15 protein-coding genes are annotated in these 14,212 nt (G+C 36.6%); 8 read left to right on the forward strand and 7 right to left on the reverse strand.

Features of this window, described 5'->3' with window-relative positions:
- Nucleotides 1-24: 24 nt before the first annotated feature.
- The 3 genes from F5ESL0261_RS08685 to F5ESL0261_RS08695 all read right to left on the reverse strand — a co-directional run bounded on the left by F5ESL0261_RS08685 (nucleotide 25) and on the right by F5ESL0261_RS08695 (nucleotide 4,578).
- Nucleotides 25-1,509, reverse strand: a complete 1,485-nt coding sequence (locus tag F5ESL0261_RS08685) for an FAD-dependent oxidoreductase (protein WP_122052920.1) — start codon at nucleotides 1,507-1,509, stop codon at nucleotides 25-27.
- A gap of 204 nt (nucleotides 1,510-1,713) precedes the next feature.
- Nucleotides 1,714-2,625, reverse strand: a complete 912-nt coding sequence (locus F5ESL0261_RS08690) for a LysR family transcriptional regulator (RefSeq protein ID WP_122052921.1) — start codon at nucleotides 2,623-2,625, stop codon at nucleotides 1,714-1,716.
- 150 nt (nucleotides 2,626-2,775) lie between these two features.
- Complete coding sequence (locus tag F5ESL0261_RS08695) at nucleotides 2,776-4,578, reverse strand: FAD-binding protein (protein ID WP_122052922.1); 1,803 nt, start codon at nucleotides 4,576-4,578, stop codon at nucleotides 2,776-2,778.
- Nucleotides 4,579-4,776: 198 nt separating this feature from the next.
- On the opposite strand from F5ESL0261_RS08695, the gene F5ESL0261_RS08700 reads away from it, so the two are divergent.
- From F5ESL0261_RS08700 to lepA, 5 genes are all read left to right on the forward strand, one after another.
- Nucleotides 4,777-5,190: a cupin domain-containing protein gene (locus F5ESL0261_RS08700; protein WP_122052923.1), complete on the forward strand. Its 414-nt coding sequence runs from the start codon at nucleotides 4,777-4,779 to the stop codon at nucleotides 5,188-5,190.
- 3 nt (nucleotides 5,191-5,193) lie between these two features.
- Nucleotides 5,194-5,511 (forward strand): carboxymuconolactone decarboxylase family protein, encoded by a 318-nt coding sequence (locus tag F5ESL0261_RS08705; RefSeq protein WP_122052924.1) that lies wholly within the window; start codon nucleotides 5,194-5,196, stop codon nucleotides 5,509-5,511.
- Between the two features lie 170 nt (nucleotides 5,512-5,681).
- A complete protein-coding gene (locus F5ESL0261_RS08710) occupies nucleotides 5,682-6,650 on the forward strand; it encodes an asparaginase (RefSeq protein ID WP_122052925.1) in 969 nt (322 codons plus the stop codon).
- A gap of 112 nt (nucleotides 6,651-6,762) precedes the next feature.
- Nucleotides 6,763-7,425, forward strand: coding sequence for a TetR/AcrR family transcriptional regulator (locus tag F5ESL0261_RS08715; protein ID WP_045928647.1), 663 nt, complete (start codon nucleotides 6,763-6,765; stop codon nucleotides 7,423-7,425).
- Between the two features lies 1 nt (nucleotide 7,426).
- On the forward strand, nucleotides 7,427-9,241 hold the full coding sequence (gene lepA / locus F5ESL0261_RS08720; protein ID WP_122052926.1) for a translation elongation factor 4: 1,815 nt from the start codon (nucleotides 7,427-7,429) through the stop codon (nucleotides 9,239-9,241).
- Nucleotides 9,242-9,415: 174 nt separating this feature from the next.
- Here lepA and F5ESL0261_RS08725 read toward each other — a convergent pair whose 3' ends face one another.
- Both F5ESL0261_RS08725 and F5ESL0261_RS08730 read right to left on the reverse strand, forming a co-directional pair.
- Nucleotides 9,416-10,174: a hypothetical protein gene (locus F5ESL0261_RS08725; RefSeq protein ID WP_045928649.1), complete on the reverse strand. Its 759-nt coding sequence runs from the start codon at nucleotides 10,172-10,174 to the stop codon at nucleotides 9,416-9,418.
- Nucleotides 10,175-10,176: 2 nt separating this feature from the next.
- Nucleotides 10,177-10,719, reverse strand: a complete 543-nt coding sequence (locus F5ESL0261_RS08730; protein WP_052697107.1) for a Panacea domain-containing protein — start codon at nucleotides 10,717-10,719, stop codon at nucleotides 10,177-10,179.
- Nucleotides 10,720-11,012: 293 nt separating this feature from the next.
- On the opposite strand from F5ESL0261_RS08730, the gene F5ESL0261_RS08735 reads away from it, so the two are divergent.
- Together F5ESL0261_RS08735 and F5ESL0261_RS08740 are read left to right on the forward strand one after the other, a co-directional pair.
- Nucleotides 11,013-11,141, forward strand: a complete 129-nt coding sequence (locus F5ESL0261_RS08735; RefSeq protein WP_370448922.1) for a hypothetical protein — start codon at nucleotides 11,013-11,015, stop codon at nucleotides 11,139-11,141.
- Nucleotides 11,142-11,153: 12 nt separating this feature from the next.
- Nucleotides 11,154-11,438 (forward strand): helix-turn-helix transcriptional regulator, encoded by a 285-nt coding sequence (locus tag F5ESL0261_RS08740; protein ID WP_122052927.1) that lies wholly within the window; start codon nucleotides 11,154-11,156, stop codon nucleotides 11,436-11,438.
- 82 nt (nucleotides 11,439-11,520) lie between these two features.
- On the opposite strand, the gene F5ESL0261_RS08745 is transcribed toward F5ESL0261_RS08740, so the two are convergent.
- Nucleotides 11,521-12,213: a 2,3-diphosphoglycerate-dependent phosphoglycerate mutase gene (locus F5ESL0261_RS08745; RefSeq protein ID WP_034978190.1), complete on the reverse strand. Its 693-nt coding sequence runs from the start codon at nucleotides 12,211-12,213 to the stop codon at nucleotides 11,521-11,523.
- Between the two features lie 159 nt (nucleotides 12,214-12,372).
- On the opposite strand from F5ESL0261_RS08745, the gene F5ESL0261_RS08750 reads away from it, so the two are divergent.
- Nucleotides 12,373-13,170 (forward strand): DUF6612 family protein, encoded by a 798-nt coding sequence (locus F5ESL0261_RS08750; RefSeq protein WP_122052928.1) that lies wholly within the window; start codon nucleotides 12,373-12,375, stop codon nucleotides 13,168-13,170.
- A gap of 168 nt (nucleotides 13,171-13,338) precedes the next feature.
- Here F5ESL0261_RS08750 and F5ESL0261_RS08755 read toward each other — a convergent pair.
- Nucleotides 13,339-14,212: MucBP domain-containing protein (locus tag F5ESL0261_RS08755; RefSeq protein WP_147446238.1), on the reverse strand; the 874-nt coding region annotated here is incomplete at its 5' end.

Raw genomic sequence — 14,212 nt, forward strand, 5'->3', positions numbered from 1 at the left:
TAAAAACTCCTTTTATGATAAAAACTAATTTTCAGCAGCATATTGTCCGGCTAGACGACCAAAGGTCTGGGCGTGACTGCAAGTAAGGCCAGGAATTCTATCTGGATAACTGCCCCAGAAGAAACCACCACTGGCGTTACCAGCTGCGTATAGGTGAGGAATTGGATCACCATTCTGGTCAATGACTTCCATCTTAGTATTGATCCGTAAACCATCTAGAGTAGCAAGCAAACGTCCACCCATGATGACACCATAGTATGGCGCTTTATCTACTGGGAATAATCTGAACTTCTCTTTACCAAAGTCGGTATCAACGCCTTTTTCACACATCTCGTTATAACGTTTAACACTGTTAACCAGGTTATCTTTTGGCAAATTCAATTTTTCAGCTAATTCTTCAATGGTATCAGCTTTCTTAACCAGGCCGTCATCAATTCTGCGTTGAATCTCTTCTTTGTTCTCCTCTGTATTGTAAATACCAGGCCAGCCTAAACGAGAACAACCTTGAGTATCAAATTGTGCCAAGTGATCCATAGTATCTTCAGACCAAATTTGTGCTTCAAGGTAGCCTGGTTGCTTAGCCATTGCATTAATATCAAATTGGTAAGGTACACTTTCGTTGCCGAAACGCTCACCTTTTAAGTTAACTTTTAGTAGTGGGTAAGCACCCATCCAGAAGTAGCCTGGATCCTTAAAGTCAATGACATAATGGTCTTCAGCCTTAGTGCCAACAGGAACTGCACCACGGTCAAAAATGATTTCAGCTGGTTCTTCATCGCGAGCGGCACCGACTTTAAGGCCAGCAAGAATACCTGAACCATCATCACGAGGTCCATCTGAATAAACATTCTTCTTGTAGCCAAGTGGATCCCATTTCTTCATCAATTCAACATTGGCACCGTAACCGCCAGTACAAATGATGACACCCTTATTAGCTTTATATTCAGTCTTTTCGCCATTTCCGCGATCGCTGGTAATTACACCGGTTACTGCACCACTATCATCTGTCACTAATTCTTCTAATTTAGTGTTGTATTTAAGGGTTACTCCTAATTCTTTGACCTTATCAATTACCCAATCGCCATAATGAGCCCAGCCGTTGTCAGGTGTTGCAATTGCTAACTCAGTATTGAAAGCTGTATTAACAACAGTTTCATAGTGGGCATCTTTTTGTGGTCTCAAAACACCGCCATTTGGTTTCAAAATGTTATCTTCAAGCCAATTGGCAGTTTCGTCTGCATGATTTGCCCAAGTCCAAAGTAAACGTTCATCAACGTTATCTTGGAAGAACAAGGTTAAAAAGTTCATTAGTTTAGCTTTATCAACTTTAATTCCTGCTCTTCTTTGGGCGTTACTGTCCAGCGCAGCAAAGAATGAACGGAATAAAAATCTTGAACTTCCTTGCTTGTCAATCAGGAGAACTTTTGCTCCCTTTTCAGCAGCAGCACAAGCTGCCATTGCGCCAGCATTGCTGGCACCAGCAATAATGACATCATAAGTATTTTCCATTTTTATACCTCACTTCTTTAAACAAATCCTTTAACCGTTTTCATAATACTATGAATCAAGTGAATTTATGCACCATATTTAGAATTAAGAATTACTAAATGGAATACAGAACATAACAATTTAAAAAGGCAAAATAAAAATGCTTGTAAGATCAACGTTTAAGTGCTGACTACAAGCATTCCAAAAACAACTTTTATTTGTGCATTACTTATTTTTATCCTCAGATAAATATTCGTTTATTGCTTTTTTTAATGTACTGGCCACTTTTTCAAGTACAGAGTCGTTAGTAAAGCTTTCCATGTATGCAATTCCATATGGTGAAATATCATGAAAATCAATAGGAATATATTTAATTCCCTCTGATTGATAATCTGCAATGAAATTGGGCAAAATACCATAGCCCCAGCCACCTCTAACATAAATATCCATGGCCAAAAAATCTTGTACAAATTTAATATGTTCCATTCCTAATTTATTGATCAAGGTAGTTTGAAAATTTAATTGCACATTTAAAGAACTGTTAGGATCAAGCAAAAATACGTCACGATCAATTAAATCTGAAATAGAGATCTTAGATTTTTCTGCTAAAGGAGAACCCTTTGGGCAAGCTACAACTACTTTACCCTGAACCATTGGTTCGAAGTGAATATCTTCAACAACATCAACATCTTCTCGGGCAATTGCACATAAATCAACGTGATGGTTAAGAAGTTCACCAATAGAATTGTTGAGTACAAAGACAAACTGAATGTTCAAGTTACTCCCAGATTCACGCAATTTGCGCAAAAAAATGGGCAGAATTTTTTGTTCAAACGGTGTATCGCAGACTCCTATTCGCAAAAGCGTTTCAGGGTCATTCTTTTTGCTTTGCAAGTATGCTACCGTGTAATCCATATCATCTACCACATTGCGCGCAACACGATAGAAGTACTTGCCAGCGCTCGTTAAGGAAATACGGTGATGAGCACGATTGATTAAAGTTACCCCCAGTGTATCCTCAAGATCCTTAATATTTTTAGAAACTGCCGACTGGGAGAAATTTAAGCGCTCAGCTGCAATAGTAAAACTGGAATTATCTATGGCCTTAATAAAACAGCGTAATTGAGTGAAATTCATTTTATTACCTCATCAAATTAACAAAAAATTTTATTTCTGTGTATATTATACTAAAAATCAACATACTTAAAAAAGACTGCCCTATTAATTACAGTTTTGAACCATACAAAAGGGCCATTTAATATTGATGACCCTCTTTAGCAACACTTACTATTTTATTTTACTTAGCGCATCCCTAACTGCGTCTTTGAGACCACGTGATGAACTCGAAGCACCACTGACTGCATCAACATCAACAGTATTTTCCTGAACCATCTTAGAAGGCAGAGTCTTAATAGCTTTCAAACCATAGTCATCTGACTCAGCCTGTTTCAAAACTTCAATATTCTTTAGGTTCTTTTGCTCATCAACAGTTACCCGGACAACTATTTCATCACCCATGCCTTTAGTAGATTTACCAATGTATTGGTTCTCTCCTGTTTCATAGGTTTCGTGTTTAAGATCTGAAGTTAAGTGCTTTTCAGGCATAGTAGCACCACTTGCTGCATCAGTTGTTGCAGCAGCTTTTGGTTTAGCCGCATTTTCTCCTGCAATCTTGCCCCAAATTAAGCATTCTGCCAAATTATTGCCGCCTTGGTATTGGTTAGCACAGATACCGCCAAGTTCACCAGCAGAATAAAGATTTGGAATTGCTTTACCTCTGGTATCTAAAATTTCGGCATTCTTATTTCTTCTAGGTCCGCCTTGCGTATTGAGCATAGTTTGTTCTAGTCTGACAGCATAAATTGTGTTACCAGTAAATGCACGTAAAGTTGCTGGATCTCTTCTAAATTCGGGATCATCTTGCTTTTGACATGCTTGATTGAAACGACTGAGCGTATCCGACAATACTGCCGGTGCAACACCAATTTTATCGGCTAATTCAGCAGCAGAGTCAGCCTTGATAACATTTTCTGTGTATGGCTTGTAATCACCAATAATTTTATCATTATCCAGCTCCTGCTTTTTTGTTTCGTCAAAAATCAAGTATGGGTGCTCTTGGTTTAGCGGCACTTTCCATTGACCATGATTCTTGAGATGGCCGTGGCGGTTTTCTTCTGCTTCATTAAAGTATCTGGTACCATCATCACCAACAACAAAGGCACTACCGCTAGAAACAGCTTTATTTTGAGGCCCTATCATTAAGCGACCACGTTGTCCCGCTGGCACCGCAAAAGCCATACCATGAAGCAGGCCTACAGATTCATAATTATGTAAATGCCAAAAATCAGCGCCAACTTCTTGGGCCATTCTCAGGCCGTCACCTTTGTTATAAAGGGTACCTAAAGGTGCCAGTCTTTTAGCGCCAATAAAGTCTTCAATCATTCTTTGGTTGTTTTCAAAACCACCAGTGGTCAACACAACACCATTCTTGGCCTGCACTTTTAATAGTTTACCGTCGCGTTTAATCACTACGCCACAAATTTTTTTGCTTTCCGGATCTTGAATTAGTTCTTCTGCAGGAGTGCTATACAAAACATCAATTTTGTCTTGCCGTTTTACTACCTGCTCCTTTAAAATCTGCCATAAGGCAGCATCAAACCATTGCTTAGTGACAGAGGTTAAATCACAGGACTCTGAACCTGGAAATTCCGGATATTCTATGATAGCAATACTTTTATCAGTGGTATATTCCTTAGCATTATATGGTTTAACACCCAAATATTTAGAAACATATTCAGGAATGTGCACCATCCCATCGACATAAGTATCAATCATCTCTTCGTCAAGTTCCATTGGCGCCGTTAGTTTTTGATAATACTTTTTCAACTCATTAAAGTCATTGCCAGTAGCAATTAATTGGGCAGAATAACGGGTATTACCTCCTTCGTGCCCTTCAGGAGCTACATCAACCAGTAGCACTTTGGCATCATGATCAGCCGCAAACCGAGCAGCAGTGGCACCTGCACCGCCAAATCCTAAAACAACAACATCATAATTTGCATCCCATGCAAAATCTTTATGATAAATCATATAAATCTCCTTTGTATAAATCGCTTTCATTTATCAAATTAATTTTATCACATTATATTTTTCCAATATATACTATTCAAAAAACAATAATCATTATTAATAAAACTCATTGAACTCATCTGTTAAAACAACTTGACTTAAAGTTCACGTTAAGGATTAAAGTAATCTTATTAAATCAAATATAAAGGAGTTAAAAAAATGGACGATCATAAAAGTGATGTGCAAGATGGTATTTTTGCTTTGGGTGAAAAGAATACTGCTTATCAAAAATATTTTATTGGCCAGAGTTACCTGCAAAGCTTGGTCAATGATCCTAAGATTAACGTAAGCGTCTCAAACGTTAGTTTTGAACCGGGTTGTCGCAACAACTGGCACCAGCATATTGGCGGCTTTCAGATTTTGTTAGCAACAGCTGGTACGGGCTGGTATCAAGAAGAAGGCAAAGCGCCTCGTAAATTGCATCCTGGTGATGTAGTGGTCGTTCATGACAGTGTTAAACATTGGCATGGCGCAACTAAAGACAGTTGGTTTGCGCATATTGCTATCACTGCGGGAACACCCAAGTGGCTCGAACCAGTCACAGATGAAGAATATGGAAAATTGGAGGATTAAAAAATGAAAAAGCAAACAGCCGGTAGAGATAACTTAGGTGATTTTGCACCTAAATTTGCAGAATTGAATGATGATGTTTTATTTGGTGAAGTCTGGTCAAGAGAGGACAAGTTGTCTGCTCGTGACCGTAGTTTAATTACTTGTGCTGCATTAATGGCACAAGGGGCTTTTCCCCAACTTAAATCACATATGATTATGGGCAAAAAGAACGGTATTACCAAAGACGAAATGGTCGAACTGATTACTCATTTGGCATTTTATTGCGGCTGGCCGAAGGCTTGGTCTGCTTTTGATTTAGCAAAAGAAATTTTCACTGATTAAAACCTTTAATTTAAAGCAGCTGGCCTTTTTGAAGTGACACCCAAATTTAGGACAAATTTGGGGGCTATTTTATGTCTAAAATCTATGGTCTTTAACGGTTTCTGCATCCCTAATTTTATGCTAACCTGTAGAAGTATTAATTAAAGAAATTACAGGAGCAAAAACCTATTATGAGTAAAAAAATTCTGATCTTACATACTGGTGGCACCATTTCAATGTCAGAAGATGAAAATGGCAAAATTAAGCCTAATAGTCAAAATCCCTTGGCTGACCTCTCTTTAAACGTTAATGATGATGTCCAGATAGTTACTGAAGAAATTTTCAACTTGCCTTCTCCTCATATGACACCAGAGCGCATGTTGCAACTTTCTTTGCGGATCCGCCAAGCAGAAGCTGAAGGCTTTTTCGGGGCAGTCGTGACTCACGGCACAGACACTCTGGAAGAAACAGCTTTATTTTTAGATTTAACCATTTCCAGTAAAATGCCTGTGGTAGTAACCGGAGCTATGCGCTCTTCTAATGAAATTGGCAGCGACGGGTTGTACAATTTTAGAACCGCAATCATGGTCGCCAGTTCTGATGCTTCTATTGGCAAAGGTGTTGTAGTTGTGATGAATGATGAAATTCATCCCGCCCGTTATGTTACGAAGACCCATACTACAAATGTTGCTACTTTTCGCACCGCTACATTTGGTCCTATAGGCGTTGTATCTGAAGGTCACGTTAATTACGTGCAAACTATCAATCCCCAGCAACACTTACCAATTGACCACATTATTGCAAATGTTTATTTAGTAAAGGCCTATGCAGGAATGGGACCAGAGATCTTTCAAGCTTTAAATAAGCCATCAACAAACGGGTTAGTAATTGAAGCTTTAGGTGCCGGTAACATGCCACCCCAAACATTATCTGAATTGCAAAAACTACTTGATAATGGAATTCCCCTGGTATTGGTTTCCCGTTGTTTTAACGGTATCGCTGAACCAGTTTATGATTATCAAGGTGGCGGTGTCGGCTTAGCCAAAATGGGCATTATCTTCTGCCGCGGCCTCAATGGACAAAAAGCCAGAATTAAGCTCTTAGTTGGTTTAAGTGCTGGTCTGAAAAATGAGCAATTAAAGAAATACATTAATAACTAAATCAGCAATGAAAACCATCTTCATATGAAGATGGTTTTTTCTTGCAAAAACTGGAAATTCTTTGTAAAATGACCGTTGGTCATTATTGAATAAAAGGAGTACATCTGCCATTATGTATGTTTTAACTCCCAAAGAAAAAGAAGCAAAAAAACAGCTCATTGCAGCTGCTGCCAGCAAATTATTTCAAAAAAATGATTTTAACCAAATATCTATGGCGCAAATTGCCCATGAATCTGGCGTTGCCAAAGGCACACTATTTAATTATTTTAAAACTAAAGAAAATATCTTTATGTACTTATTGCTTTCTGGTTACCAAGATTACCTCACGGAAGTTCTTCAGCGTTTTCAAAAAACTGAAAATATCACTTCTTGGGCTGATTTTTCCTCTTTTATTTTAGAGCAAAACCATTTGTTAATTAGTCAGAGGACTGATTTATTACGTCTTAACGCGTTACGTGGTCCAATTTTAGAAACTGCCGCTGACAGAGAACAGACATTGGCTGGTCGCGAAAAACTCTACGAAATAAACAGGAAATTGGGACAAGCAATAGCCGAGAGAATTTCACTGCTTAGCGTTAAGCAAGCCAGCCACCTTTTCATCATTCAAAGTGCAATTATTAGCGGACTAATGAATATGATGAACCTGGATGAGTTTCACCACGATCAATTACCCGTTGATTTTAAAGTTTTTCAAATCGATCTCGAACAAGAAGCAAATCAATTAATGCTCTTTTATTTACAAGGCTTAGAGCAAAAACTGGAAGGAGCAAAATAAAATGAAACTTGCTAATATTAGAAATTTTGCCATTATTGCTCACATTGATCATGGTAAATCAACATTAGCTGACAGAATTATGGAACAAACTGATACTGTGAGCAAAAGGCAGTTAAGCGAGCAACTGCTCGACAGCATGGAAGTAGAACAAGCGCACGGAGTGACGGTCAAATCAAGATCAGTGCGTAACTTTTATCAAGCAGATAACGGTCAGGAATACGAATACAATTTAATCGATACCCCAGGGCACGTTGATTTTTCTTACGAAGTTTCTAAAAGTCTGGCTGCCAGTGATGGTGCTATTTTACTGGTCGACGCAACTCAGGGTGTACAAGCACAAACCGTAGCCAATTTGCGTTTAGCTTTAAAACATAATCTGACTATCATTCCGGTGATTAACAAAATTGACAATGCAGCGGCAGACGTTGCGGCAACGGAGGCACAAATACGTGCGCTGCGTCCCGAATTTGTAGACGCGGATATTTTAAAAATTTCTGCTAAAACAGGAGAAAATGTTCATCAAGTATTAGAAGCAATTTATCAAAAAATTCCAGCCCCTCAGGGAAAACCCGATGCAGCACTTAAGGCACTGATTTTTGACTCACAGTATGATTCATATCAGGGAATTATCGCGGATGTCAGACTAATTGATGGTCAGTTAAAGAACCAGCAAAAATTGCAGCTAATGCAGGGCGGTAGCAAGTTTAATGCGCAAGCAATAGGGATTTTCACCCCAAACATGCAGCCGGTAAAGGAATTAAATGCGGGAGAAGTCGGCTATATTGTGACTGGAATTAAAGATGTTGCCAGTGTCCAAGTTGGCGATACCTTAACCACTGCAGAAAATCCTACTAAAAATGCCATTCCCCACTTTAAGCCAGCGCAATCAATGGTTTATGCCGGTTTTTATCCTAAGGGAGATACCAGTTATGAAGCCTTAAAACAAGCTATTAGTAAGCTGGCTCTCAACGATTCCGCTTTTCATTACGCTCCTGAACAGTCTGAAGCTCTTGATGCCGGCTTTCGCTGCGGTTTCTTAGGCATTTTTCACTTGCAAATAATCCAGGAACGACTGCGCGATGAATATCATGTGGAAGTGTTGACCACTGCGCCGAATGCCACCTATCACGTTTACCTCAAGCAGCCTCAGCCTAAGCAGGAATATCTCACTATCACCAATCCGGCAAAATTTCCTGATTTTTCTGAAATTGATTATGTCACTGAATCATACGTTAAGGCCGTAATTACCACGCCCAATGAATACTTGGGTGCCGTCATGAAATTATGTGACCAGCATTTTGGGGAAATGGTTGACTTGGACAATCAACAAGATATAGTCACATTAACATACAAACTGCCTGTTTCTGAAATTGCCTATGACTTTTTCAACAGCTTAAAATCAATTACTCATGGGTTTGCGACGCTTGATACTGAATTTTTGGATTACGAACTGGTTGATGTAGTCAAAATTCAAATTCAGATCAACTATGCCGCTGTTGATGCTCTCGACATTATTGTGCCACGCCAAAAAGCCGATTTGATCGCTCATAAGTTGGTCAAAAAATTAAAATATACGGTTCCGCGTCGTCTATACCCGATGCCGGTGCAAGCAATGGTGGAAAACAAAGCAATTGCGAGAGTTGACGTGCCGCCTTTACGCAAAAATGCGGCTGTGAATGGCGAAAAAAGAAGTATTTCGAAAAAACAACAACTTTTACGCAGACAAAGCTTAAATAAACGACAAGCTGTTAAAAGCGATATTAAGCTACCCCAAAGCGTCTTCGATGCCATTTTAAACATTAATGAACCAGATTAAGAGCACATACCCAATAAAAAGCCAAAAGTCCCCTTATTTAGACTTGCAATCTCTAATAAAGGGGCTTTTTGATTAAATTATTCAAATAAAAGCTCTAGTGTAGTGCAGCAATATTCTTCAACTAGATAGTCATTAGGCAACTATGTTTTTACATAAGAAAAGTTCTCTTAAAAGCTAGTCTACCCAATTTATATTTTCTTTTTTTATTGCTTTTCTACTCACTTTTTTTTGAAACAATTCTTCTAAAGAACAATTAAAGTTCTTTACTTTTTTATATTCTATTTCATTTATCTCGTCACGAGATTTACCCTTATTATGAACAGGACAAACCAAATGGTGTGGATCCAGCAGAAAAACAATTAACCAGCTTTCTTCTTTTTCACTATTGATATTTTCCACATCATATACGGAAAAAGCTCTAAATTTTCCTTTACCTACCCCATCACTAATCTGCGTGTATTTATTAGTGATATAAGATTCATATATCGCATACTTTTTAAAATCAATATTACTGCAGGCACTAAAAATTGATTTAATTCTCTTTCCATTTTTCAAAGACAAATTAATCAGTCTCATTTTATTATTAACTACTTCAGAATTGCAAAAAATATTTTCAAAGTTAATCCCAATCGAATCATTATAATTCTCCATTGAGCCACAAATATAATTTGTAAATAAAAGATTTGCTATTTTTAAACTGTTTAAACAACTATGTAAGAAGGCTACTTTTGGTTTTATTGACTGGGCATTTAAAGGAAGCTCAATTTTTTCGACAGTTGAAGAGAAATCTAATCCATCAAGGTTAGAATCAACTTTTTGATTATCCGTTAAAAAACTTAGACCATTAAAATTTTTATTAGGTTGGGACTTCTTACCTTGATTAAAAAAGTTCAAATTGTTGAAAGATTTATTTGAACTTTTATGTTTTTTCATTTTTACTCGCCTATATAATTGATATAGTCCTGTTTTATTTGGTTACTATCAATTTTACAGTGTTGTTCATTCTCGTTATACGCGTCTTTCCAGGCCTTATCTTTATGAGATCTCTGAACTAAACCGAAATCATTTACTTCATTAATCTGATCTACTAAATTATTAATAAATAATAGAACTTCTTTCTTTTCAGATTCACCTGTAGAAATTTTATCTTGAATTTCTTTTGAGTTAAGTTTTTTAATTTCATCGCCTTTATAAGCTGCATACACTTTATTTATGACAGGACCATATCTCCATGCTTCAAAATCAGGCTCAAACAGCTCTGGAGGATAGGCACCATCTTGCAGGTCAAACTCGCTTTGATCATCTGGACTGTAATGAATATTGCCGTATGTAGCTGAATAAAAAGCCCACAAAAAATACAAAGTTTTTTGAATTTTCAGCGGTGTGGGGTTATCTAGTCTATATTCTAAATACCCAGCTAAATCTATTACGTTGTCAAAAACAAATTTTGCGTTTTTTTTACCAGCAGTTTCGGTCATATGTATGCACACTTTCTCCCTTAGTAAAACCAAGAAATCTAAATTTCTTGGTTTTACTATAACACTATTTTGCACGAAATTAGTGTGATTTAAGTAAATTTATACAAAACTTACGTTCTGTCTATATTTTTAAAACACTTCGCTAGTAATTTGAAATATTTTTCTTTGTTGGTGACATTCAACTTGTCATCAAAGATATAATCACCTATTTTAATTTCCAAGTTTATAATATCGGCATCAGAATGTTTTCAATTTACTCAAAGTACTAGTAAATTACCATTTATGATAGTGATATTACAAGAGCTCTGTATTTTCATAAAAGTGGCAAATACTACGTCATTACACATGGTTTTAAGAAAAAAAGCAAAAAACCCCAGATTTTGAAAAAGATCATGCAAAAAATATTAGAAAAAGAGTATTAAAGAGGAATAAAAATGAAAACTGAAACAGAAACAGAAAAAATGCTTGATGAATTAACAAAAGACGATCCAAAATTAAAAGAATATGCTGAACAATATAGTCGACAACTGGACGCTTCAGTTGCAGTTACAAAATTACGCAAGAAAGAAGGTCTTAGCCAACAAGATTTAGCAGATAAAGTAAACGTAAGCAAATCAACTATTGCTAGGATTGAAAACGGTACAATGAAACCCACGTTAAAAATGCTAGACAAAATAGGCATGGCTGTTGGTAAGCATCTGCTTATTTCCTATAATTAATTTTGCTTACCAACAACTTAGTTGCCAGTACTAAAAAAATTCCTAACCTTCGCGGTTAGGAATTTTATTTTTTAACTTAAAATTAGTCGTCTAATTTTTCTTTGTTAGTGACATTCAACTTGTCATCAAAGGTGTAAACTACTGGTTCACCGGTCTTCATTTCCAAGTTCATAATATCAGCATCAGAAATGTTCTCGATGTACTTAGTCAAGGCACGAAGTGAATTACCGTGAGCTGCAATAATAACGTTCTTGCCAGCTAACAGATCTGGAGCAATGTGGTCTTCCCAGAAAGGCATAACTCTTTCCAAACAAACCTTTAAGTTTTCAGTCCGAGGAATGATGTGTGGATCAAGATCGGCATAACGACGATCATGAACTTGGCTATATTTAGAGTCATCCTCAATCTTTGGTGGCAAAACATCATATGAACGACGCCAAATGTGAACTTGCTCATCACCGTATTTGTCAGCAGTAGCTTTCTTGTTTAAGCCTTGCAAGCCACCGTAATGACGTTCGTTTAATCTCCAGCTCTTAGTTTCTGGAACCCAAAGTTGGCCGCTTTCTTCCAAAGCATAGTGTAGAGTCTTAATGGCACGAGTTAAAACAGATGTATAAGCTTGATCAAACTGCAGACCATGTTCCTTAATTAACTTACCTGCGTTCTTTGCTTCTTCAACGCCTTTTTCTGATAAATCTACATCAATCCAGCCAGTAAATTTATTTTCAAGGTTCCATTCACTTTGTCCGTGACGAATCAAAACTAATTTTGACATGAAATATCTCCTTTGCAAATTAAATGTTTCACTTACTATTTTACACATTTACATTTTGTTTTCATAGGGTTTAGGACTAAAAATCATTTTTTAAATACAAGTTTTACGATACAATAGATATTAATGATGATTATAAGAAAAGAGAATACCTAACTCACTATGAAATTCAAAAAATTATTAATGGGCTTGAGCTTAGTTGCAGTGCTTGCTGCAGGCGGATGCTCCAAGCAGAAAAAGCAAAGTGAACCCATTCTAACTAAAAGCCAAGTAATCAAATGTTCACAGAAATCATTTAAAAGTGGACAAGCCAAGCAGGTCGTAACCTTAGGAACCGATACTTCCAAGCAAATTGTTACTACAACTGCTCTTTTTGGTGGCAACCCTACTGTATTTCAACTTAACTACCAAACTCAAGCCAAAGGTAAAACTCAGTCTTCGCAAGAGTGGGTTGACAATGCTAACCACGTTTATATTAACGGCTCAAGTGACTGGTATAAAGCAGATTTTAACAAATTAACCGGGCACTCTTACGCTGATTTACTCGATTCTATAATTAATAATTCAATGTTAATGGATCCACCTAAGGCTCTGACTAACGCTTATAAAATGACTAGAAAAGGTCACACTTATACTTTAAAAGCGAACATCACAGACCAGAAAACAATGAAAGATGCATTAGATCCGATATTTACTACCAATACTCAAAGCCCCAAGCAAAAAACCATCTATCATAAATTAGTCAAATTGGGCAAAATTAAAGGTATGACTGCAAAACTTGTGGTTAAAAATAAAAAGATGTATAGCTTTCAATATCTAGTTAAAATTAGAGTAAATAAATTAATGCAATTCAGCGCTGGACAAAGTTATGGCAACATGGGCAGCAAAGACTTCTTAAAGATACCTACCAATGCCCTTAATGCTAAACCACTGCCTAAAACAAACAAAAAGAAAAAATAATTTTTACTAATTTTGCTATACATATCCTGTTACTAAAAATTATAGGCCAAATTCTATAATGCTTTGTTAACAGGATTTTTTGTTATATAAAAACTCTCTAGACAGATTTTAATCTAATCTAGAGAGTTTGTTTCAACCTTTTTTTATCTATTTTTAAGACTTACATGTCTAATAATCGTGATGCTTTTTTTCATCAAATATAATATAAATTATAAATAATACCAAAAGTGTACCAAAGACCAGTAAATATTTTTGCTCTTTGACCCCAGTCTTAGGCAAACTTGACTTTTTAGATTTTAAAGCAGTTGGCTTTTGACTTACTTCTTGCTTTATAGCAGTTTTATTATTTGAAACGTGTCTGGCAAAATCGTGATTTGTTTTATTTATATCATTTTGCTTATTAGTATCATTATTATCACTATAATTATTTTTATCTTGTTCAGTAGTAGGTGTATCATTCACTTGAGGTTTATTCATGTTGTAAACATAAGTTACAATAATGTCCCCCTGAATAAATTTCCCATCTCTATTATTCGGTAATTTACTTTCATCTAATGTATAACCAGAAATTCCTAATTTTGCAGTAGTATAACTAGATCCTACCACACCAGTTTGCTCAACCGGTTTATGTATTTCGTTACCTGCCTCATCAACGTATTTGGTTGTCACTTTACCTACAGTTGGCGCAGGAGGGTCTTTTTTGTATACATAGGTTACAACTATATCGTTTTCACTATATTTTCCTGTCGCATTAGCAGGTATTTTACTTTCATCTAAAGTATAACCTTCAATAGCAAGCTTTTTTGCCACATATTCTGCGCCAACTACACCAGTTTCAGTGACTGGATCATGTATTTCGTTACCTGCCTCATCAACGTATTTGGTTGTCACTTTACCCACAGTTGGCGCAGGAGGGTCTTTTTTGTATACATAGGTTACAACTATATCGTTTTCACTATATTTTCCTGTCGCATTAGCAGGTATTTTACTTTCATCTAAAGTATAACCTTCAATAGCAAGCTTTTTTGTCACATATGCTGTG

Origin of the sequence: Lactobacillus sp. ESL0261, assembly GCF_003693025.1 — a bacterium.
Taxonomy (GTDB): domain Bacteria; phylum Bacillota; class Bacilli; order Lactobacillales; family Lactobacillaceae; genus Lactobacillus; species Lactobacillus kullabergensis.